The 22262-nt window shown below is 66.5% G+C and carries 19 protein-coding genes, 2 tRNA genes and 2 pseudogenes; 15 read left to right on the top strand and 8 right to left on the bottom strand.

All coding sequences use genetic code 11. From position 1 onward, the window contains the following. Nucleotides 1-10 precede the first annotated feature (10 nt). Both ACGFNJ_RS13800 and ACGFNJ_RS13805 read right to left on the bottom strand, forming a co-directional pair. Nucleotides 11-1159 carry a fatty acid desaturase family protein gene (locus tag ACGFNJ_RS13800; RefSeq protein ID WP_393447030.1) on the bottom strand — a complete coding sequence of 383 codons (1149 nt, stop codon included), beginning with the start codon at nt 1157-1159 and terminating at the stop codon, nt 11-13. Nucleotides 1160-1176: 17 nt separating this feature from the next. Continuing rightward, nucleotides 1177-2292: a ferredoxin reductase gene (locus tag ACGFNJ_RS13805; protein WP_393447032.1), complete on the bottom strand. Its 1116-nt coding sequence runs from the start codon at nt 2290-2292 to the stop codon at nt 1177-1179. A 191-nt stretch (nt 2293-2483) separates the two neighbouring features. Between ACGFNJ_RS13805 and ACGFNJ_RS13810 the strand changes: the two genes are divergently transcribed. The 3 genes from ACGFNJ_RS13810 (at nt 2484) to ACGFNJ_RS13820 (ending at nt 5229) form a co-directional block, all read left to right on the top strand. Beyond that, complete coding sequence (locus ACGFNJ_RS13810; RefSeq protein WP_393447034.1) at nt 2484-3104, top strand: TetR family transcriptional regulator; 621 nt, start codon at nt 2484-2486, stop codon at nt 3102-3104. A 110-nt stretch (nt 3105-3214) separates the two neighbouring features. Continuing rightward, the gene (locus tag ACGFNJ_RS13815) at nt 3215-4663 is read left to right on the top strand and encodes a M20/M25/M40 family metallo-hydrolase (protein ID WP_393447036.1); all 1449 of its coding nucleotides are present in this window, start codon (nt 3215-3217) and stop codon (nt 4661-4663) included. 59 nt (nt 4664-4722) lie between these two features. Then, nucleotides 4723-5229, top strand: coding sequence for a MarR family winged helix-turn-helix transcriptional regulator (locus tag ACGFNJ_RS13820; RefSeq protein WP_393447038.1), 507 nt, complete (start codon nt 4723-4725; stop codon nt 5227-5229). Between the two features lie 29 nt (nt 5230-5258). Here ACGFNJ_RS13820 and ACGFNJ_RS13825 read toward each other — a convergent pair whose 3' ends face one another. Together ACGFNJ_RS13825 and ACGFNJ_RS13830 are read right to left on the bottom strand one after the other, a co-directional pair. After that, on the bottom strand, nt 5259-5861 hold the full coding sequence (locus ACGFNJ_RS13825) for a DUF6506 family protein (protein WP_393447040.1): 603 nt from the start codon (nt 5859-5861) through the stop codon (nt 5259-5261). A 91-nt stretch (nt 5862-5952) separates the two neighbouring features. Next, complete coding sequence (locus ACGFNJ_RS13830) at nt 5953-7320, bottom strand: MFS transporter (RefSeq protein WP_393447042.1); 1368 nt, start codon at nt 7318-7320, stop codon at nt 5953-5955. Nucleotides 7321-7451: 131 nt separating this feature from the next. Between ACGFNJ_RS13830 and ACGFNJ_RS13835 the strand changes: the two genes are divergently transcribed. The 8 genes from ACGFNJ_RS13835 (at nt 7452) to ACGFNJ_RS13870 (ending at nt 16077) form a co-directional block, all read left to right on the top strand. Then, a complete protein-coding gene (locus tag ACGFNJ_RS13835) occupies nt 7452-8009 on the top strand; it encodes a PadR family transcriptional regulator (protein WP_393447044.1) in 558 nt (185 codons plus the stop codon). A gap of 25 nt (nt 8010-8034) precedes the next feature. Further along, entirely contained in the window at nt 8035-10065 is a 2031-nt protein-coding gene (locus ACGFNJ_RS13840) for an FAD-dependent oxidoreductase (RefSeq protein ID WP_393447046.1), read from the top strand. Between the two features lie 149 nt (nt 10066-10214). Continuing rightward, nucleotides 10215-10904, top strand: coding sequence for a DNA polymerase beta superfamily protein (locus ACGFNJ_RS13845; protein WP_393447048.1), 690 nt, complete (start codon nt 10215-10217; stop codon nt 10902-10904). Between the two features lie 95 nt (nt 10905-10999). Beyond that, the gene (locus ACGFNJ_RS13850) at nt 11000-11413 is read left to right on the top strand and encodes a nuclear transport factor 2 family protein (protein WP_393447050.1); all 414 of its coding nucleotides are present in this window, start codon (nt 11000-11002) and stop codon (nt 11411-11413) included. Between the two features lie 16 nt (nt 11414-11429). Beyond that, complete coding sequence (locus ACGFNJ_RS13855) at nt 11430-12188, top strand: SDR family NAD(P)-dependent oxidoreductase (RefSeq protein WP_393447051.1); 759 nt, start codon at nt 11430-11432, stop codon at nt 12186-12188. 101 nt (nt 12189-12289) lie between these two features. After that, entirely contained in the window at nt 12290-13093 is an 804-nt protein-coding gene (gene cmrA / locus ACGFNJ_RS13860; RefSeq protein WP_393447053.1) for a mycolate reductase, read from the top strand. 149 nt (nt 13094-13242) lie between these two features. Next, a complete protein-coding gene (gene lysA / locus ACGFNJ_RS13865) occupies nt 13243-14586 on the top strand; it encodes a diaminopimelate decarboxylase (RefSeq protein WP_393447055.1) in 1344 nt (447 codons plus the stop codon). A 225-nt stretch (nt 14587-14811) separates the two neighbouring features. Continuing rightward, a complete protein-coding gene (locus ACGFNJ_RS13870) occupies nt 14812-16077 on the top strand; it encodes a diaminopimelate decarboxylase family protein (protein ID WP_393447057.1) in 1266 nt (421 codons plus the stop codon). 127 nt (nt 16078-16204) lie between these two features. Here the strand turns inward: ACGFNJ_RS13870 and ACGFNJ_RS13875 are convergent, their stop codons facing one another. After that, the gene (locus ACGFNJ_RS13875; RefSeq protein ID WP_393447059.1) at nt 16205-17992 is read right to left on the bottom strand and encodes a helicase HerA-like domain-containing protein; all 1788 of its coding nucleotides are present in this window, start codon (nt 17990-17992) and stop codon (nt 16205-16207) included. Nucleotides 17993-18250: 258 nt separating this feature from the next. Between ACGFNJ_RS13875 and orn the strand changes: the two genes are divergently transcribed. The 3 genes from orn (at nt 18251) to ACGFNJ_RS13890 (ending at nt 19434) form a co-directional block, all read left to right on the top strand. Beyond that, nucleotides 18251-18901 (top strand): oligoribonuclease, encoded by a 651-nt coding sequence (gene orn / locus ACGFNJ_RS13880; RefSeq protein WP_393447061.1) that lies wholly within the window; start codon nt 18251-18253, stop codon nt 18899-18901. 55 nt (nt 18902-18956) lie between these two features. After that, nucleotides 18957-19032, top strand: a tRNA-His gene (locus ACGFNJ_RS13885). A 174-nt stretch (nt 19033-19206) separates the two neighbouring features. Then, on the top strand, nt 19207-19434 hold the full coding sequence (locus ACGFNJ_RS13890) for a hypothetical protein (protein WP_393447063.1): 228 nt from the start codon (nt 19207-19209) through the stop codon (nt 19432-19434). Nucleotides 19435-19486: 52 nt separating this feature from the next. On the opposite strand, the gene ACGFNJ_RS13895 is transcribed toward ACGFNJ_RS13890, so the two are convergent. Continuing rightward, nucleotides 19487-20701, bottom strand: coding sequence for an Ig-like domain-containing protein (locus tag ACGFNJ_RS13895; RefSeq protein ID WP_393447065.1), 1215 nt, complete (start codon nt 20699-20701; stop codon nt 19487-19489). Between the two features lie 305 nt (nt 20702-21006). Between ACGFNJ_RS13895 and ACGFNJ_RS13900 the strand changes: the two genes are divergently transcribed. Beyond that, a tRNA-Lys gene (locus ACGFNJ_RS13900) sits at nt 21007-21079 on the top strand. Nucleotides 21080-21377: 298 nt separating this feature from the next. Here the strand turns inward: ACGFNJ_RS13900 and ACGFNJ_RS13905 are convergent. Beyond that, nucleotides 21378-21542, bottom strand: a pseudogene (locus ACGFNJ_RS13905) (Hsp20/alpha crystallin family protein); the annotation flags it as partial. Between the two features lie 2 nt (nt 21543-21544). After that, nucleotides 21545-22157, bottom strand: a pseudogene (locus ACGFNJ_RS13910) (flavodoxin family protein). Nucleotides 22158-22262: the final 105 nt, after the last annotated feature.

Here is a 22262-nt window from a genome sequence, read left to right on the forward strand (position 1 = left end):
TCCCGATCATTCACACGCCCACTTCGCTTGCCTTTCGCTGACGCATCACGATAACACCGGGAGATGGCTCGCTCTTGACCAAGCTCGGCGGCAACGCCAACTTGAAAATCTTCAGCCACACCGAGCCGATCTGCTTGCTCAGCGAACCCGTGTTGTACGGAAGTCCGTACTTTTCGCACAATGCCCGCACCTCCGGGGCAATCTCCGGATAGCGCATGGCGGGCAGATCGGGGAACAGGTGGTGTTCGATCTGGTGCGACAAATTGCCGGACATGATGTGGAACAGCTTGCTTCCAGTGATGTTTGCCGAGCCGAGCATCTGCCGGATGTACCACTCGCCCCTGGTCTCGTCGGCGGTCTCTTCTTCGGTGAACGTCTGTACGCCGGTGGGGAAATGGCCGCAGAAGATGATGGAGAAGGCCCAGACGTTGCGGACCAGGTTGGCGGTGACGTTGCCTGCCAGCGTGCTGAGGAACAGCGGGCCGGTCAGCAGCGGGAAGATCAGGTAGTCCTTGAGCGACTGCTTGCCCGCCTTGCGGAGCTGGCCCTTGATCAGGCGCTTGACCTCGGGCCACTTGCGCTTGCCCGCAAGGATGTTCTCGACCTCGAGGTCGTGGCCCATCACACCCCACTCGAACAGCATCATCAGCGCGAAGGCGTAGACCGGCTGGCCGAGGCGAAGCACGTTCCACGACTGCGCTTCGTCCATCCGCAGGATGCTGTAGCCGATGTCGCGGTCCTTGTTGTGGATGTTGGTGTAGGTGTGGTGCAGGTAGTTGTGCGAGTGCTTCCACTGGTCCGCCGGGCAGACCGTATCCCATTCGAAGACACGGGAATTCACGCCGGGCTCACGCATCCAGTCGTATTGGCCGTGCATGACGTTGTGGCCGATCTCCATGTTGTCCAGGATCTTCGACACGCTCAGCGCGGCGACGGCGGCCAGCCAGACCGGCGGCAGGAAGCCGAGGTACATCAGGCTGCGCCCGGCGACCTCGAAGCCGCGCTGCGCCTTGATGATCGAGTAGAGGTATTCGCGGTCGCGGTCGCCGAGATCGGCGACGACCCTGGCACGCAGGTCATCGAGCGCCTTGCCGAGCTCCTCGATCTGCTCAGGACCCAGTACCAGCGGGCCATTTTCGGTTTCGGTCAGAAGTGTCATTGGTTTCCCCTTGCTAGTCAGATGTCGATGTCGACGTCGCCCACGGGGGCATTGATGCAGAGCTGGATGGGCTGGTCCTGCTCACTGTCGGTCTCGCCGGTGCGCAGGTTGCGGGTGCAGCCGGTGCGGCGAACCGCCGTGCAGGAGAAGCAGATTCCCATCCGGCAGCCGTATGCCGGGCTGAGGCCCGCGGCCTCGGCCTGCTCCAGCAGCGGCGCGCCGGTGTTCGCCGCGCTGCGGCCGGAGGCCGAAAAACTCACCGTGCCATGGGCTTCGTCGGCGTCGACGGGAGTGAGCGACACCGTGAATTCCTCGGTGTGCAGCCGCGCACCGAGCTGTTCGGCCTCGTAGATCTTGCGCACCGCGTCCATCAGCGACTGCGGGCCGCAGACGAAGGTTTCCGCGTCGGCGAACCACGGTGCCACCCGCTCCAGTTCGTCGTAGTCGAAGTATCCGCTGGTCTTCGCGGGCGCCACGTCGATCCACGGTGCGCCGTGATCGGCGTTGGCGGTGTCCGGCCGCCACGGATGACGCAGCTCGATGCGGAAGTTCTTGTGCCGCTCGGCAATCGCGTCGAGCTCGGCCCGATGCGGTACCACCTCCGGCGATTTCGCGTAATGCAGGAAGACGACTTCGCCCGGGTAGCCCTCGGCCGCGAGGGTGCGCAGCATCGAGAGCACCGGCGTGATGCCGCTGCCGCCGCTGATCAGCAGCACCCGGTCCGGGCGCAGGTCGGGCAGCCGAAACACCCCCGCGGCGGGCGCGAGATCGACCACCATGCCGGGGCGCGCGTTGCGGTGCAGGTACTGCGACACCAGGCCCTCGGGATGCGCCTTGACGGTCAGCCGGATATGCCGGTCCCGCGTGCCCGCCGGATCGATCGGGGAGTAGCAGCGCGCGTGGCGGACACCGTTGATCACCACGCCGATCTGGACGTACTGCCCGGCGGCGTGGCCTTTCCACTGCCGGGTCGGCCGCAGGGTGAGCGTCACCGAGCCAGGGACCGCACGGTCCACGTGCACGATCTCGGCGCGCAGCTCCCGCGCGGTCAGGGTGGGACGGACGAGTTCCAAGTACCGATCGAGCGGATGCGGCGTGGTCAGGGTCTGCACCAGGTTGATGAGATCCACCATTCGTTCTCCGTGCCTCTTGTCGGGCTGTGCGACTGTTGGACGCTCGCGACGGTGCGGTGCCAATTTCAGTGCACGTCTGTACACTCAACTAGTGTGACTGATGGCAGGGGTCGGGTGTCAACCGGCAAAACATGTGACACGAACAACATCTTCCGATAGGGCGAATGGTGAACGGATGTATGCTCACCGTGATGAGCGAGCAGGCAGCAACCCGAGGCGAGCGCAAGGAGCGCACGCGACAGGCACTGGTGGACGGCACCCTCGCATTGGCGGCCGACCGCGGTTTCGCGGCGCTCAGCCTGCGGGAAATCGCCCGTTCCGCCGGCATCGTGCCGACCGCCTTCTACCGGCACTTCGCGTCGCTCGACGACCTCGGTGCGACGCTCGTCGATGACGGCATCACCGCACTGCGGCTCGCCTTGCGCGAGGTGCGCCGGAACCAGGACGCGAACCTGTCCGACACCGTGCGATTCGTGTTCACCCAGGTTGACCCGAAGCGCGAACTCTTCGGCTTCCTCACCAGGGAACGGCACGGCGGCTCGGCCGCGCTGCGCAAGTCCATCGCACTGGAACTGCAATTGATCGTCCGCGAGCTCGTCGCCGACCTCTCCCGCATCCGCGCCCTCGACTCCTGGTCGCCGCCCGATCTGGAGATCGCCGCCGACCTCCTGGTCGCCACCGTCGCCGACGGCATCGTCGCCTACATCTCGGCGGCGCCCCGCGAAGCAGACGCCATCATCGACCGCACCGTGCAGCAGGTCCGCCTGATCGCCCTCGGCATGAGCGCATGGTGGCCACCGAAGGAGCGGTAGCGACCATCCACCGGCCGCCACCTCGACGCCGAGGACCTGCTGCCTGGTAGCGGTGACGTAGTCCACCGAATTGCCGGTGCGCGACACGCTCGTTGTGCTAATTTTTTACCGTGTCTAACATCAGTCGCCGCAAGATATTCGTTTCGGTGGCCGCAGTAGGACTTGTCGCGGCATTCACCGCAGCATCCTGTAGTTCCGATTCGTCGAACACCTCGTCGCCGAGCCCGTCGAGTGTTGGGACGCAAGACAATACGAAACTCTTCCACGAGATCTACCAGCAATTGGTGGAAACCGACACCACGCATTCGACCGGAAGCACCACCGACGCCGCGAATGTGGTCAAGCGCCGCCTGCTGGACGCGGGATTCGCCGAGGGCGATATCCAAATCTTCGAACCGGTGCAGCGCAAGGGCAACCTCGTCCTCCGCTTCACCGGGTCCGGGCAACGGAAACCGTTGCTGCTCTTGGGACATCTCGACGTGGTCGAGGCCAAGAAGGAAGACGGCTGGAGCACCGACCCGAAGAAGCTCACCGAGGCGGACGGCTTCTACGCAGCCCGCGGCGCGCTCGACGACAAAGCCATGGTGTCGGCCTTCGTGGCGAACCTGATCCAATTGAAGCGTGAAGGCTTCAAGCCGACGCGCGACATCGTCATGGCGCTGACCGCCGACGAAGAGGCCGGAAAAGACAACGGCGCCAAGTGGTTGATGGAGAACAAGGCCGACCTGATGAGCGCCGAGTACGGCCTCAACGAGGGTGGCCGGGCATTCCTCGTCGACGGAAAGCCCGCCCTGCAGGGCGTGCAGGTCGCCGAAAAGACCTACGCCATCTACGACGTGGAAGCCAAAGCACCCGGCGGGCACAGTTCGGTGCCGAAGCCGGACAATGCCATCTACGCCTTGACCGCCGGGTTGAATCGCCTGTCCGCGTATCGCTTTCCCGCGTCACTGAGCGACGCGGTCCGCGACAACTTCGGTGCGCTCGCCGCCTCGAAGACCGGGCAGGAGGCCGACGACCTGCGCGCGGCCGCCGCAGGCAATTCGAGTCCTGAAGTGCTGGACCGACTGTCAGCGGTGCCCGAGTACAACGCGCTGCTGCGGACCACCTGCGTGGCCACCATGCTGACCGCGGGCGAAGCCGAGAACGCGCTGCCGCAGCGCGCCAAGGCGACGATCAACTGCCGAATCCTCCCCCAGGACAACCCGGCCGACATCGAGCGTCAGGTCAAGGCGGCACTGGCCGACGACAAGCTCGCCGTCACGCCCAAAGTCGATCCCGCAGGCGGCATCTCCCCCATCAACGGCGATATGCTGGCCACCGTCACCTCGTTGACCAAGGAAATGTTCCCGACCGCCGCCGTGAGCACCTTCATGTCCACCGGTGCGACCGACAGCAAATACGCACGCAGCAAAGGCATTCCGATGTACGGGGTCAGCGGGCTTTTCATGGAATCCGCCGACGCGAGTCGCATCCACGGCGTGAACGAGCGGGTGCCGATCGCCGGGCTCGACGGCAGCCGCGAATTCCTCTACCGCCTCGTCAAGCAGCTTTCGCAGTAGTACGACGCCCAGGTGCGGCGCGTGGCCATGCGTCGCACCTGGGCGGCTACTGTCGGTCTGTGCCACAGGATTCCATCGACCGGATGGTCGACGAATGGGCCGCGCGGGATGCGCGGCTCGACGTCAGCGCCTTGCAGGTGATCGGCCGTCTGTTCCGATGCGCCGCGCACGGGCAGCAGGCCGTCGTCGACGCGCTGACGCCCCTCGGGCTGAGCTATGCCGACTTCGACGTGCTGAATACGCTGCGGCGGCGCAACGAGCCCGGCGGCACGAACCCGCGAGATCTTGCGCGCACGGCGCTGATCACCTCGGGGGCGATGACGACCCGGCTGGACCGGCTCGACCGGATGGGCTTCATCGAGCGGCGGCCGGACCCGGACGATCGACGGGCCGTGCGGATCCACCTCACCACAGCGGGAGAGAAGATCGCGGCGCGGGCGCTGGCCGCCGTGCTGGCCGCCGACGAAGACTTCCTCGCGCCACTCGGCCCCAAGCAACGCGACGCGCTCGCGGCCTCGCTGAAAGTGCTACTGCTGCACAGCGAAGGGGACGACCAAGCCTCCTGACGTGGCGCTCACCCAGGCTGCTGTCGGCGTCAGTGCGTTGCGTCGAACTCCGCGTTGAACGCCGCGGCGCGCTGCAGCGAATCGACGGGCCAGCTGACCAGGCTCACCGGCACCTTGTCGCCGACCTCGGCCCGTACGTCGCGCGCCGCGAGCAGCGATGCGCCGCCGCAGAGTTCGATCAGCTCGGCGCCGTGCTCGACCAGTTCACGCGCCACCGCAACGGCGGCAGCGGAATCCGGCACGGCCACCGCCGTGGTCTTCGCGCCGCCGTTGCCGCCGCGCACGAATCGGTGGGTCGCCGGGTCCGCGCTGGGGTGGCCGACGAAGATGGTCGCCGACTCACGGATCGGCCCGGCCGCCGCGGTGCCGAAGCCGAACCCGGCGACGCCGACCGCGGCACGACCGTCCACCGCCTCGATCACCTGCGCGGCGGATTCGAGACCGAAGCCGCGGTACAGCTCGATCAGCTTCGTCCCTGCGGCAACCGCTGCCGCCGCCACGGTGGCGGCGGCGGCACCGTCCGGTACCCACACGAGCAGCGACTCACTGTCGCCGAAATCCTGAATCACCCGGTCTGCCTCGGGATTCGCGCCTTCCTCCAGGAAGAGGAACAGCTCGGCAGTCTCGCTCATCTCGAACTCCCCATTTAGCTTGTCATCAAACTACTTGATACCAAGCTTAACGGGGGGGTGGTACGCGGATATTCCGGCGCACCAAGGCGATTCAGGAGAGCCGATCCTCCGGGCCCGCGGCGGGAGTCCCGACCACCTCGGTCGGCTCCGGCGAGGGAATCGGGAGCAGGGCGACCAGCCCGACCGCAAGGACCAGGATGATGCCGACGATGCCTGCCCTGTCACTGTCGAAGACCACGACGAAGAGCGCGAAAAAGGCAGGGGCCAGGAAGGAAACGGCTCGGCCCGTGGTCGTGTAGAGGCCGAAGAGCTGCCCTTCGCGCCCGGGTGGCGCCAGGCGAGCGAGGAAGGACCGCGCGGCGGACTGTGCAGGACCGACGAAGATCGTCAGGAGCAGGCCGAAGATCCAGAACATCAACGGACCCGAGACGAAGAGCAAGATCACACCGCAAATCACCATGGCGACAAGCGAGACCACGATGACCCGCTTCGGGCCGCTGCGGTCGTCGAATCGGCTGGCGACGATGGCGCCAAGCGCGGCAACGACATTGGCCGCGATGCCGAACAGCAGCACGTCGGCATCGGCGATGTCGTACACCCGAACCGCAAGCACCGCACCGAAGGTGAACACCCCGGCCAAGCCGTCCCGGAAGACGGCGCTGGCCACCAGGAATCCGAGGGTGCGCTGGTCGGTCCGCCACAGCTCACGCAGGTCGCGCCACAGGATGGCGTAGGAGGCGAAGAAATCCGCGTCCGCCGCGCCGGGATCGGCGTCGGTGCGCGGCAATTCGGGCACCGCGAACAGCACGGGCAGGGCGAACGCGGCGAACCACACCGCCGCGACGATGGCGACGAGGCGGATGTTGAGGCCGTCATCGGTCGGAATGCCGAGCAGGCCCCGGTTGTCACCCTCGCCGGAGATGAAACCGAAGTAGCAGATCAGCAGCAGGAAGATGCCGCCGAAATAGCCCATCGCCCAGCCGAATCCGGAGACCCGGCCGACTGTCGCGGGCGTCGACACCTGACGCAGCATCGCGTTGTAAGGGACGCTGGCCAGTTCGAAGAACGCCGACCCGAAGGCCAGCAGCGCCAGCCCGAGCCACAGATAGTGGTAGTTGTCGTGCACGAAGAACATCAGCGTCATCGAGGCGATGCAGAGCACAGTCAGCACGGCAAGGGCGCGTTTGCGTTTCGCGGCCGCGTCGAACCACTGCCCGGCGACCGGCGCGGTCACCGCAACCACCAGGCCCGCGAGCGCAAGCGCCAAGCCGAGCCAGGCGCTCGGGGAAATCCAGCCGGGCAGGTTCTCGCCGACCTTCTTCGTCAGATAGACCGAGAACACGAACGTGAGGATCACGGCGTTGAATGCCGAGGATCCCCAGTCCCAGAACCCCCACGCCACCACTTGCCCGCGCCCGGCGGCTTGTCCCACAGTCGCCCGCGCGTTCACCTCGGTCATGCCGCGCAGCCTAGTGGGAATTCGGCCTTGACGTGGGCAACGTACGGTTCGCTTCCGATTGCGTCGGCCTGCCGGAACGCTGTTATGCAATCAGTTGCATAGTACCGACTGTAACGGCTAACCTGAGCGACATGGCCCTCGAGCATGCGCTGCTGGTATCGCTGACCGAGCGGGCCGGCTCGGGCTACGAGCTGGCGCGCCGCTTCGACAAGTCCATCGGCTACTTCTGGAGCGCCACCCACCAGCAGATCTATCGCGTGCTCAAGCGGATGGAGGAATCCGGCTGGGTCAACAGCGAGTCGGTGGTCCAGGACGGTCGCCCGGACAAGAAGGTGTACGCCGTGAGCGCGGCGGGCCGCACCGAACTGGCCCGCTGGATCGCGGAACCCAGCGACACCTCCACCCCGCGCAACGAACTCGCGATCAAAATCCGAGCCGCCGCCTACGGCGACGTCGAGGCACTCTGCACCGAGGTCGCCCGGCATCGCGCCGAGCACGCCCAGCGCCTCGACGTGTACCGCCTCATCGAGAAACGCGACTTCCCGGCACCGGATCAGCTCTCCGGTACCGCCCTGCACCAGTACCTCGTCTTGCGCGCGGGTGTCCGCGTGGAAGCGGGGTTCATCGAATGGTGCGACGAAGTTCTGCACGCCCTCACGCCGCGCGCGACAGCCCCGCCCGCGGATTAACACGCCAGAAAGTAGAGACTCGCCGATGAGTTCCTTCCCTCACCTGTTCGAGCCACTCGACCTCGGCTTCACCACCCTGCGCAATCGCGTGGTGATGGGGTCAATGCACACCGGCCTCGAGGACCGCGCCTGGGACACCAACAAGCTGGCCGCCTACTTCGCCGAGCGCGCCCGCGGCGGCGTCGGCCTGATCATCACCGGTGGCTACGCGCCCAACCGCACCGGCTGGCTGTTGCCTTTCGGCGCCAAGCTGACCAACAAGTCCGAGGCCTACCGGCACCGGGCGATCACCAAAGCGGTGCACAAAGAGGGTGGCAAGATCGCCATCCAGATCCTGCACGCGGGCCGCTATTCCTATATGCCAGGCAGTGTGTCGGCGTCCTCGATCAAGGCGCCGATCAACCCGTTCCGGCCGCGCAAGCTCTCGGCCAAGGGCGTCGAGCAGACCATCGACGACTTCGCGCGCACCGCGAAACTCGCCAAGTTCGCCGGGTACGACGGCTGCGAAATCATGGGCGGTGAAGGCTATTTCATCAACCAGTTCCTCGCGCCGCGGACCAACAAGCGCACCGACAAGTGGGGCGGTTCGCCGGAGAACCGGCGCAGGCTCGCGGTGGAGATCGTGCGCCGCACCAGGGCCGCGGTCGGCCCCGAGTTCATCATCGTGTTCCGGCTTTCCATGGCCGAGCTGGTCGAGAAGGGCCAGACCTTCGACGAGATCGTCGCGCTGGCAAAGGAACTGGAGGCAGCGGGTGCGAGCATACTGAACACCGATATCGGCTGGCACGAGGCGCGGGTGCCAACCATCGTCACCTCGGTGCCGCGTGCGGCCTTCGTCGAGTTCACCGCGAAAATCACCAAGCAGGTGAACATTCCGGTGTGTGCGTCCAACCGGATCAACATGCCGGAGATCGCCGAGGAGATCCTGACTCGCGGTGACGCGCAGCTGGTTTCGCTGGCGCGCCCGTTCCTCACCGACCCCGAATGGGTGAACAAGGCCAAGCAGGACCGGGTCGACGAGATCAACACCTGCATCGCGTGCAACCAGGCCTGCCTCGATCACGCCTTCCAGCACAAGACCGTGTCCTGCCTGCTCAACCCCCGTGCGGGCCACGAGACCGAGCTCAAACTGCTGCCGACCCGCCGCACCAAGCGCGTCGCGGTCGTCGGTGCCGGACCGGCCGGGCTGTCCGCGGCGGTGAACCTGGCCGAACGCGGCCACCGGGTCGACCTGTTCGAGGCCGACGACAAGATCGGCGGCCAATTCGACATCGCCCGCCGCATTCCGGGCAAGGAAGAGTTCACCGAGTCGATCCGGTACTACCGCCGCATGCTCGAGATCACCGGCGTGACAGTGCATTTGAACAAGCGGGTGACCGCGGCCGAGCTCATTGCCGCCCGCTATGACGAGGTGGTGCTCGCCACCGGCGTGAAGCCGCGTATCCCGAACATTCCCGGCATCGATCACCCGATGGTGCTGTCCTACGCCGAGCTGGTGCGCGAGGAACGGCCGGTCGGCAAGCGCGTCGCGGTGATCGGGGCAGGCGGCATCGGCTACGACGTCAGCGAATTCCTCACCGTCGAAGGACATCCCGCGCTGAAGCTCGACGAGTGGAAGGAAGAGTGGGGCGTCACCGCCGACGACGAGCAGGCACGCGGCCAGCTCACCAAACCCAAGCCCGCCCCCGCCGCCCGCGAAGTGGTGCTGCTGCAACGCAAGACCACGCCGTTCGGCAAGGACCTCGGCAAGACCTCCGGCTGGGTGCACCGCGCTGCGCTGAAGGCCAAGGGCGTCGAGCACATCGGCGGCGTCAACTACGAGCGCATCGACGACAACGGCCTGCACATCAGCTTCGGCGAGAAACGCCAGCGCCCGCAACTGATCCCGGTCGACAACGTCATCGTCTGCGCCGGCCAGGAATCCGTCCGCGACCTGGAGGACGAACTGCGCGCGGCCGGGGTGAACCTGTACCTGATCGGCGGCGCTGAACTGGCCGCCGAGCTGGATGCCAAGCGCGCGATCGATCAGGGCACCCGCCTGGCCGCACGGCTCTGAGTTCACACTCGGTGTCGTTGCTGTTTACCGGCAGCAACGACACCGAGTGACCTGTGCGGGTGGGCAATTGGGACGTGCGCAGGGGAAATTCGCTGTCGCTTCCGGCATATGCACCGGATACTCGGTGCATTCGGCGGGAAGGATGCGCGATGAGCGATGTGCTCTTGGAGGGTGTTGTCGGGTCGCACGCCTATGGATTGAACACGCCGGCGAGTGATTTCGACTATCTGGGCGTGTATGTGGAGCCGACCCGGACCTTTCTCGGGCTGCATCCGCCTACCCGGGACCGGGGGACGCGGCACGGCCGAGATGGGGCTGATGCCACCTATCACGAGGTCGGCAAGGCGATGGGGCTGATCCTGGCCTGTAATCCGACGGTCACCGAGATCTTGTGGCTGGAGAACTACACCGTCATCAGCGATTTCGGTGCCGAGCTGGTGGCGCTCCGGTCGAATTTCCTCTCTGCGCATCGGGTTCGGCATTCGTACTTCGGCTACGCGATGGCCCAGTTCCGGCGAATGCTGCATCGCCGCGAGACACAGGGGCTCGACGATCCGCGGCTGGCCAAGCACGCCAGGCACACCATGCGGCTGCTGTCTCAGGGGTACGAGCTGTACACGACCGGTGTGCTTCAGGTCCGATTGCCGGACCCGGAGCCATATTTCGAGTTCGGTCGCCAGTTGACGACTGGATCCGGCGAGGCCGCCGCCAAGGCGCTGATCGCCGAGTACGAGCAGAAATTCGACAGCGCGAAGTCTGTGCTGCCGCAGCAGGCGAACGAGGCTCCGCTGGAGGACTTCCTGCAGCGCGTGCGGCGCGCGCATCTCGACGACCAGTAGTGATCACCTGGTGCGTGCTGCATCGGCGGCGCGCACCGGGTGACCTCGTCTGATTTCCGCCAGCATTTCGGCGGGCGACTCGTAGCGTCGATCCGGTGACACCGGACAACAAGACCATCGTGCAGCACGCATGGAAAGCCTTCGCCACACACGACTTCGATACAATCGCAGCGTTCTTCACCGAGGACGCCGAGTGGCTTGCACAGCCCGAGAATGCGACCGCGGTCTTCCTGAACGGCACGCACCACATGGTGGGCCGCGCCGCCATCGCCGACTTCATCGCCAACGGTTTCTCGAAACTGTTCGCGCAGGATGTCGCGATCGACTTCCGCGGGTTCTATGCCGAAGGTGACCGTGTCATCGTGGAAGAGACCATGCGCGCCACCCTGTCGAACGGCAATGCCTATCACAACGACTACTGCTTCGTCTTCGAACTCCGCGACGGCCTGATCCACCGCGTGCGCGAATACATGGACACCGCCCGGGGCCACCGCATGGTCTTCGGATAGCCCTAGCATCGGTGGGATGACGGTTTCTTATGTCGTGACCGGCGGCGGGCGCGGTATCGGCCGGGCGATCGTGGAGCGATTGCTCGGCACGGACAACGTCGTCGTCGCTGTCGAACGGGATGCTGAGGCGCTCGAATGGGCTGGCGGGCAGGTGATTCCGGTAATCGGTGACGCCTCCGCCGCGGAGATCGCGGAGCAGGCCGCCGATGCGGCGGAGCAGGCAGGTACGTTGACCGGCTGGGTGAACAATGCGGCCGTATTCCGTGACGCCTCAGTCGATTCCGCGGCGGCCAGCGAGATTGTCGAGCTGATCACGGCGAATCTCGCTCCGCCGGTTGTCGGTTGCACCACGGCGGTGCGGCGCTTCCTGCGCGCGGACACCACCGGCGCGATCGTCAACATCACCTCGCATCAAGCGCAGCGTGCCGTGCCGGGTGCGCTGCCCTACAGCACGGCCAAGGCGGCGATCGAAGGGCTGACCCGCGCGCTCGCGGTCGAGTACGGCGCGCGCGGCATTCGCGTGAACGCGGTCGCGCCCGGCTCGGTGGCCACCGAGCGGTACGCCGAATTCCTTGCGAGCCTTGATCCTTCGGTGGCGGCACGGGTCGAGCGGCAGATGGCGGAGCTGCACCCGATCGGCAGGGTCGCCACCACCGAGGAGATCGCCGCGGCCGTCGAGTACCTGCTCTCGCCGGACGCGAGCTTCGTCAACGGCGCGGTGCTGCCGGTCGACGGCGGCCGCTCGGTGCTCGCGCTCGACCCCGAAGCGCGCTAGCAGGCCGGCTCGGTATACCCCGAACGACGCTCGAACGCGGCATCCCACCTGGTCCGGAGGACGGGTGCCGGTCCGTGCCCCAGATCGCATAGGCTCCTCGCGTGAGCTTGCCCTCCCCTACTTCCGAGAATCGCGCCGTCGTCACCGGCGCCTCCTCCGGCATCGGCACCGCGCTTGCCGCCGACCTCGCCGCCCGCGGCTACTCGTTGATCCTGGTTGCCCGCCGCGGCGAGGTGCTCACCGAACTCGCGCAGCGGCTGACGCTGGCGCACGGCGTCACCGCCGAGGTCCGTGCGGTGGACCTCGCCGACCGCGCCCAGCGCGGAGCACTGGTCGAGGAGCTGAGCGCGCGCGACATCTCGATCCTGTGCAACAACGCGGGCATCGCGACCTTCGGCGCCGTCGCCGAGCTCGACCTGGCCTACGAGCGCGCGCAGATGGAACTCAACGCGGTCGCGGTGCACGACCTCACCCTTGCTGTGCTGCCCGGCATGATCGCCCGCGGCGCGGGCGGCATCTTGATCAGCGGCTCGGCGGCGGGCAACATGCCGATCCCCAACAACGCCACCTATGCCGCGAGCAAGGCCTTCGCCAACACGTTCTGCGAGTCGCTGCGTGGCGAGCTCAAGGGCTCCGGCGTGCACGTCACGCTGCTCGCGCCAGGCCCGGTCCGCACCGACGCCCCCGACCCGGCCGACGCCTCGATCGTCGACCGCCTGGTCCCCGATTTCATGTGGGTCTCCTCCGAGTACACCGCGAAGGTCTCCATCGACGCGCTGGCCCGCAACAAGATGCGGGTGGTTCCCGGCCTGATCAGCAAGGGGATGAGCGTGGCAGGCCAGTACGGTCCGCGCGCGATGACCGCGCCGATCGCGGGCGCCTTCTACAAGAAGCTCGGCAGCTGAGACCCCGCTCACTCGCTGGTCAACGATCCGTCAAGATCAGCCTTCCGCTCGTCAAGCACCCGTAAGCTGGTCAGTTGACCAGGGAGAATCGGCGTAGTCCTGACAACGGCCCCGCATACGGAATAGCGGGGGCGCACACAGGAGACACCGTGACGCTGCTCGAAATTTTCCCGTCATTGAAGTCGGGAATGCCATCGCGCCTCGACTCGGCTGTATGGCCGCGGGACACGCACTACGACGACGCGGGCCGCATTACGCTCGGCGGGGTCGCCCTCGCCGACATCGCCGATCAGTACGGCACTCCTACCTACGTCCTCGACGAGCGCGAGGTCAGGGAGCGTTGCCAGGCCTACCGCAAGGCCTTCCCCGACGCGGAGATCTTCTACGCGGGCAAGGCCATGATGATCAGGGCGGTCGCCAACTGGGTCACCCAGGAGGGACTGTCGGTAGATGTCTGCTCGTCCGGTGAGCTGGCCATCGCACTCGCGGCAGGCGTCGCCCCGCGCCGAATCATCATGCACGGCAACGGAAAATCCTTCGACGAACTGACCGCCGCGGTCAAGGCCGGTGTCGGCCGGATCGTGGTCGACTCACTGGCCGAGATCACGCTGCTCTCGGCGTTGGTCACCGGTTCGCAGAACGTGCTGCTTCGCCTGTCCCCCGGCATCGACGTGCACGGGCACCCCGCGGTGAAGACCGGGGTCACCGACCAGAAGTTCGGCTTCCCGATCGGCGGACCCGCCGCCTCCGAGGCGGTCGCGCGCATCCTGCGCCAGCCGAAGCTGAACCTGGTCGGCCTGCACTGCCATCTCGGGTCCCAGATCCACGACCCGGACTACTACGGCGAGGCCGTGCGCCGGATGGTCGCCGAGATGGCGCGGATCCGGCTCGAACACAACTACCTGCTGACCGAGCTCGACCTCGGCGGCGGGCACGCGGTCGCCTATCGCACCGGCGACCTGGAGATGAACCTGACCGACCTGGCCGCCATCATCGAGGACGCCCTCGACGCGGCCTGCGCGCGGCAGCACTTCCCGCGCCCGCACATCTCGCTGGAACCCGGCCGGGCCATCGTCGCCCGCGCCGGCGTGACGCTGTACCGGGTGCTGTCGGTCAAGCACATCGACGGCGGGCACACCTACGTCACCGTCGACGGTGGCATGGGCGACAATGCGCGCGTCGCGCTGTACGGCGCGCGCTACAGCGTTGTCGTCGCCAACCGGCACCCCACCTGCACGAGCATGACCGCGACCGTGGCGGGACGCTACTGCGAGGCGGGCGACATCCTGGCGACCGACGTGCAGTTGCCGGTCGACCTGCGGCCCGGTGAGGTGCTCGCGGTGCCGTGCACCGGCGCCTACCATCACAGCCTCGCCTCGTCCTACAACAGCGTCGGCCGTCCGCCGATCGTCGCGGTGCGGCACGGGCAGTGCAGGGAGTTGGTGCGCAGGGAGACCACCGCGGATCTGTTGAGCCGCGACGTCGGCTGCTGAGCACGGCGGATCCGCGGTGACGCCCCGCGGATAGCCGGCAGATCGGGCATGCCTGCCGGGCGAGGAGATTTCTCCTCGCGCGGCAGGCACCGTCAGCGATTCGTCAAGATCGGAATGGGCGCGGTCAACATCGCGCAAAACCCCCTGTCGCCGCGGCCTTCGGCGGCATAAGACTGGATAGGCCCCGCAGAGAGAGAAAGCGGGGAGCGGATCAGGAGAGCACCCGTGACGTTAGTGGACTTCTTCTCGCCGGTACGGTCGGGCACGACCGCGCACCTGGATTCCGCGATCTGGCCACACGGCGCGAGGTACGACGCCGACGGCCGCATCATGGTCGGTGGCGTCGCGCTCGCCGACATCGCCGAAACCTATGGCACCGCGGCGCGGGTGGTCGACGAGCACGAGGTCAGGCTGCGCTGCCGCGCGTATCGCAAGACCTTCCCCGAGGCCGAGATCGCCTACGCCGCAACGGCATTGCTGATCGGCGTGGTTGCCGACTGGGTCACCGACGAAGGACTGTCGATGGCAGTCCACTCGTCCGGCGAGCTGGCCGCCGCGTTAGCGGCCGGGGTCGATCCGAAGCGAATCATCCTGCACGCCAACGGATTATCGCGCGAGGAGCTGGCCACCGCGGTCACCCAGCGGGTCAACCGGATCGTGCTCGGCTCACCCGCCGAGGTCGACCTGCTCGCCACGGTCGCCACCCGGACACAGCGCGTGCTGCTGCGCCTGGATCCCGGCATCGAGCGGGACACGCGGCAGAGCGCGGCAGGCTTTGCGCTCGGCACGCCTGCGGCGGCGGCCGTTGCGCAGGTGCTTGGTGTGCCGACGCTCGAGTTGATCGGATTCAGCTGTCACCTCGGGTCGCAGCTCTACAACCCGGATCACTACGGGGAGGCGATCCGCCGGATGATCGCCGAGATGGCGCAGGTTCGGCACGACCACGATCGGCTGCTCACCGATCTCGACCTCGGCGGCGGGCACGCGATCGCCTATCGCAGCGGTGACGCGGAGATGAATCTTCCTGAGCTGTCCGCGATTATCGAGGACGCGCTGGATGCGGGATGTGCGCGTCAGCATTTCCCCCGGCCGAACGTCGCGCTGGAACCGGGGCGCGGGATCGTGGCGCGGGCGGGAGTGACCCTGCATCGGGTGATGTCGGTCAAGCACAGTGACGGCGGGCACGTCTCCGTTGTCATCGACAGCGCGGCCCGCGCTCGCAGCGGCGATGGCGCCGGGATGGTCGTCGCGAATCGCCGGGCGACCGGCCCGCAGGTGACGGCGACCGTCGCCGGGCGCGCGGGTGATGTCATCCTCGCCACCGGCGTTCGGCTCCCGGCCGACCTGCGGCCAGGCGAATTGCTCGCCGTGCCGTGCACCGGCGCCTACCACCACAGCAGCACCCGCACCCGCGTCATTGCGGTGCGCGCTGGCCAGTACGCCCAGCTCGTCCACCGCGAGCCCGACTTCCTGGACCGCGACGCCAGCTGAGCCGCCGGACCCCGCCCCTGCGGATCCCGGAGGGGCGTTCACGCCGAGGGGGTACTGGTGCAGGTGGCTTCTCGGGCGATGCCTACACCAGTACCCAGTGATCAGTCGACCAACTCCAGAACGGCGCTCAGCGCTTCCTGGTGCCGAAGATGCTGCGGCTGATCTCCCGGCCTGCCGCGGTGGCGGCGGAACGCAGGAAGCTTTTCACCGCAGGGTTTTTCATGATCCGCTCCGCGGTCGAGTCCTCGGCCTTCGGCGACCGCCCCGGCGCCGGAGCCGGCTCCGAGCTCTGGTCCGCCGCAGCGACTTTCGCCGCGAGGATCTCGTAGGCCGATTCCCGATCGACGGTCTGGCCGTACTTGCCGTGCAGCGAGCTGGACAGCGCCCGCGACTTGATCGCGTCGTCGCCGATGGTGTCCATCAGCGAGCGCGGCGGCTGCATCCTGGTCCACGCCACCGGCGTCGGCGCGCCCTTCTCGGAGAGCACGGTCACCACCGCCTCGCCGGTGCCGAGCGAGGTGAGCGCCTTCTCCAGGTCGTAGGTGCTGGTCTTGGGATAGGTGCGCACGGTCTTGGACAGCGCCTTCTGATCGTCCGGGGTGAAGGCGCGCAGCGCGTGCTGGATGCGCGCACCCAGTTGGGACAGCACCGGATTCGGGATGTCGGTGGGCAACTGGGTGCAGAAGAACACCCCGACACCCTTGGAGCGAATCAGCTTGACGGTCTGCTCCACCTGATCCAGGAACGCCTTGGACGCGTCGGCGAACAGCAGATGCGCCTCGTCGAAGATGAAGACCAGCTTGGGCTTATCGATATCGCCCACCTCGGGCAGCGTCTGGAACAGGTCGGCGAGCACCCACATCAGGAAGGTGGAGAACATCACCGGCCGCGACGCCTGCGCGCCGAGCTCGAACAGCGTGATGACGCCCTGGCCGCCCGCGACGCGCACCAGGTCGCTCGGATCCAGTTCCGGCTCACCGAAGAACGTGTCGCCGCCGTCGGCCTCCAGATTCACCAGTGCCCGCAGGATCACGCCCGCGGTGGCGGCCGAGACGCCGCCGATGCCCTTGAGGTCTTCCTTGCCCTCGGGGCTGGTGAGGTGGGTGATCACCGCGCGCAGGTCCTTCAGGTCGAGCAGCGCGAGGCCGTTCTTGTCCGACCAGTGGAAGATCAGGCCGAGGGTGGATTCCTGAGTCTCGTTGAGCCCGAGCACCTTACTGAGCAGCACCGGCCCGAACGAGGTGATGGTGGCGCGGATCGGGATGCCGATGCCGTTGGTGCCGAGCGAGACGAACTCGGTCGGGTAGCCGGTCGGCGTCCAGTCGTCCGCGCCCGTTTCGGCGGCGCGTGCGTTCAGCTTGTCGTTGGCTTGACCGGGTTGCGAAAGACCGGAGAGGTCGCCCTTGATATCGGCGAGCACCACGGGAACGCCTGCGCGCGAAAGCTGTTCGGCGATGCCCTGCAGCGTCTTCGTCTTACCGGTGCCCGTCGCGCCTGCCACCAGCCCGTGCCGGTTCATGGTGCGCATCGGAATGCGTACGCGCGCAGTCGGATCCACTTCGTCGTCGACCACGACAGTGCCGAGTTCCAGTGCCACCCCGTCGAATGCGTAGCCCGCGGCGATCTCTTTGGCGGCCGCCGAGCCCTTGGCGCCGGCCTGTGCCGCCTTGTCCTTGGCGTCGGATTCCTTCTGGTCCGCCTTGGTGGCGGCTTCCGTGGCGGCAGCAGCTGTCTGATCGGCTTTGGCCGCCGCGCTCTCGGCCTTCGCGGCCGCGTGCGCCCCGCTCTCGCCGTCCGGCTGCTCGGCCAGCTCGCGTTCCGCGGCCTCAGCGGCAGCCGCCGCTTCGGCAGCAACCTTCGCCGCGTCTTCAGCAGCCTTACGGGCTGCGGCAGCTTTCTCCTGGGGGGTGGTCATCGCACGGTCCTCCGTCTGGTCTGACTCGAACTGCTAACGCAGTGTTTGCTGTCGTACCGAAAACGCTGTGCCGATCAGGACAAACTCTATCGCCGCGCGAAACTTTCGTCTGCGACGACTCCCTGCAGGTCGCTGGGCGGCTGCCTTCGGCGAAACGTGCGCGAGATGGGGCCCTTCGGACCGCATGTCGGATGATCGCGCGCCGCGAACACGCGGCGGCGCAGGCGCGCGGTATTCGACACAGCTAATGTTGCTCGCGTGTCGGATAAATACGTGGTGTGGATGGATTGCGAGATGACGGGGCTGCGCCTGGACAGCGACAAGCTGATCGAGGTAGCCGCGCTCGTGACCGACAGCGATCTCAACATCCTCGGCGATGGCGTGGACGTGGTGATCCACGCGGACGACGCGGCGCTGGCCGCCATGCCCGCCGTGGTCGTCGATATGCATGAGCGCTCCGGCCTGACCGAGGAGGTGCGGCGTTCCACCGTCACCATGGCCGAGGCCGAGCAGCAGGTGCTCGACTACATCCGCCAGTACGTGCCGACCCCCGGCACGGTTCCGCTGGCCGGTAACTCGATCGCGACCGACCGCGGCTTCATCGCCCGCGACATGCCGACGCTGGATGCCCACCTGCACTACCGGATGATCGACGTGAGTTCGATCAAGGAGCTGTGCCGCCGCTGGTACCCGCGCATCTACTTCGGCCAGCCGGAGAAGGGCCTGACCCATCGCGCGCTGGCCGATATCAAGGAATCCATCCGCGAGCTGGAGTACTACCGGCGCACCGCGTTCGTCGCGCCGCCAGGCCCGTCGACCACCGAGATCGCGACCGTCGCCGCCGAGATCAGCAGCAGCGCGGAAGCCGTCGAATCGGCGCAGGTCAACGGCGTGCCGGAAACCGATTAGGGAGTCGAAGGGGTGACACGCTAATATCGACGGCGCCGGTGTTCAGCCGGTGATGGTGACCGTAGTTCAGCTGGTAGAGCACCAGGTTGTGATCCTGGGTGTCGCGGGTTCGAGTCCCGTCGGTCACCCCAGCAGCCCGGGCGGCTCCGAGAAATCGGACCTCCCGGGCTTTTTCATGCCCACGTCACAATGTGAAACGTTCTTGTTCCGATTGCCCACCGGATCACGGTGCAGCTCCGCAAACTCCGGCGCGTGGGCGGTGTCGCTGGAACACCACCCGGTTGACCAGAAAGACACAGGTCGTGATGCGTTCCGCGGTACTCACAGCGTTCGTCGGCGCCACCCTCCGCACCGGAGCAGGCACAGCCGACGCGGGGATCGGGCTCCCCTCGATGTCGAGCTCCGGCTCGGACTCGACCGGATCGGCGGGCAGGGTCGTCGTCACCGGCTCGGCGGGGATCGCCTGCCTGGCGGTGGGCAGCGCGATGGCGCTCATCGGCGACGCACACCTGGGCTGCACCAAGCTCCCCTGAACAACGAAAAACGGGCCACCAGTTCGCACTGGTGGCCCGTTTTCGTTGTGGCTCAACGCGGATCGGCGTTACCCGCCTTCCACTCCGGCCACGGGATGTTCCAGTCACCCAAACCGTCGACGCCGGAAAGGGTTCCGCCGACCGTGTTCTTGACGATGGTGATATCGCCGCGCTTCGCGTTCTGATAGACCCACAGCGCGTTGGCCGGGCTCAGGTTCAGGCAGCCGTGGCTGGTGTTGCTGTAACCCTGCTGGCCCACCGACCACGGCGCGGAGTGGAAGAAGATGCCGCTGTAGGAGATTCGGGTCGCGTAGTCGACCGGCGTCTTGTAGCCGTCCGGCGAGCTCACCGCGACGCCGTAGGTCGACGAATCCATGATGATCTTGTCGAACCGGTCGCTGACAATGTAGATGCCGTTATCGGTCGGCGTGCTGCTCTTGCCCATCGACGTCGGCATCGTGCGCACGACCTGACCGTTCTGCTCGACCACCACCTGCTTGGTGTTGTCGTCGGCGGTGAAGATCGTCGCGTCACCGATGAGGAAATGCGACTGGATGTTGTCCTGGCCGAACAGACCATTGCCCAGATCACGCCCATAGACGTTCACGTTGATGGTGACCTTGGTCCCCGGCGTCCAGAAATGTTCAGGGCGCCACCGGACCTCGCGGTTGTTCACCCAGTAGAACGCGCCCTCCACCGCGGGCTCGGTAGTGATCTTTATCGCATCCTGCGCGGCCTTGCGGTCCGGGATGTTCTCGTCGAACTGGATCGCCACCGGCTGGCCGATGCCGACCACCTCGCCCTCGCCAGGCAACAGATACGGCTTGGTCTGGCTGTTCGGCGAACTGGTGGTGAAGTTCAACACGGTCGAGTTCGCGCCGCCGAGACCGACCGCGTCGGCCTTCAAGCGGTAAGACTTGCCGTAGCCGAGCACCTCGGTGGTCTCCCACGACCGGCCGTCGCCGGCCAGCTTCCCGCCGACCGGCTTGTCCTGCGCGTTCACCAGGCTCACGGAGGTGAACCGGCCGTCCTCCACATGGAACGCCAGCGGCACACCCGGCGAAACACCGACCTCGCCGTCCTTGATCGGCGACATCAGCTTCGGCTTGATCAACTCGAGCAGCGGGTTACGGTCGATAGCGACCGTGGACGAGTCCGTCGCACTCGACGACGAGCAGCCAGACACGGCCAGCGCCGCCACCGCGAACACGGCGACCGGTCCGGCGATATGTCGTAGCCAACGCCGTCGACCCTGACCAACACTCATCTCAACCCCGTTTCAAGACTCGATGCATGATGCGCACCGATGCTCCGGATCTCAACCACGTACTGCTTCACTCCGCTGCGTGCCCGCGGAGCGGCCGAGATCACTTCCGTCATTCTGCCAGCACGAGAACCTCGCACCAACGCTGAATGCCGCGTCGACACAGTGGTGTTACACGGGATAGATCCGCACAACCCCTCCCCTTGTTAACAAGACACCCGATCGGCCCATCGTCCCCGCTCAGGGCGCGATTTCACATCTGCGGCCTCGGCCTGTTAAGGTTTCTCTCGCACCGGAACACGGAGCAAGCGCCATTAGCTCAATTGGCAGAGCAGCTGACTCTTAATCAGCGGGTTCGGGGTTCGAGTCCCTGATGGCGCACACTTCTGGTGTCTATGGACACCATTCCCGCATCTCGTGTTCTAGCGCGCTAGAACACGCTGCAAAGGCGCCGAATCTCGGCAACGCCCTCCCGTTCGCCCTGCCCGAATCAGGGATGACGGCCGATCACCGTGGTGCGCCGCCCGACTCGGGCATCCGCCGACGCGCCTTCGGGGCGGACGCCTGGACCCGTTGCAGCCGACTTCGCTGGACCGGATTCGTGTCGACGCTGCCTCCTCCAGGAGAGAAGCGCCGGGCTAGGGGCGCGGTTCAGGCGTTGATGGCCAGGCTCGCCGTTGGCGCGTTCGACCTCGATCTTGCGGGGCTTGGCCTTCTCCGCGACCGGAATCGCCAGGCGCAGTACACCATCGGTGTAATCGGCGCGAATGTGGTCGGTATCGAGGCCCTCGCCGAGGAACAACTGGCGGCTGAACACTCCGCGCGGGCGTTCCGCAGCGGTGACTGCTATTCATAGGCGGGGTAAACCCCCGCACTCAGCAGTCGCGCGAGATGAGCGGCGTTGCGTGCCATGGCCTTTGTAGCCGACGCGATCCGGTCCGGGACAGGATCGAGGTCACGATAGTCCGTGCCGCCCATCGCTTCCCCGTTCAAGTAGGTACACCCTCGAGCGGGAACGGAGAAACCGATGTCGTTGAGGGCCTGAAACAGGTCACCCACGATCTTGTGCGCACCGTCCTCGTTGCCGACGACCGCGACGATACCTACCTTGCCGACCATAGAAGGGCCTTCCCGCGTCATCGGTTTCGGACAATTCCGCATCCAGCCGTTCGAGCACCCGCTGAGCCACCGAAGACATGTGCCCTACCCACGTCGGCGTCGAAACGAGCAGAATGTCCGCGGACAGAATGCGTTCCCGGATGGTAGGCCACTGGTCGCCGGAACCTTCGTCGGTACTGACACCAGGCTGAACGTCATAGTCGACAACGCGCACGATCTCACCCTTGATATCGCTTTCGGCCAGCGCGTCCAGCGCATGCCGGGCGATGAGGTCGCTACTGGATTCCGCGGGTGACTTCTGCAACGTGCATACCAACGCGAGTGCGGTCGAATTCGTCATGCTGTTCCGCCTCCTTAAAGTGGTGATGGAAATGCGCTGCCAGGTCGGCCTCCCTCCGCCTGCCTATCGCGTACCAGACGACGACACGCGCAACCACTCACCACT

The organism is Nocardia sp. NPDC049149 (assembly GCF_043197455.1).
GTDB lineage: Bacteria > Actinomycetota > Actinomycetes > Mycobacteriales > Mycobacteriaceae > Nocardia.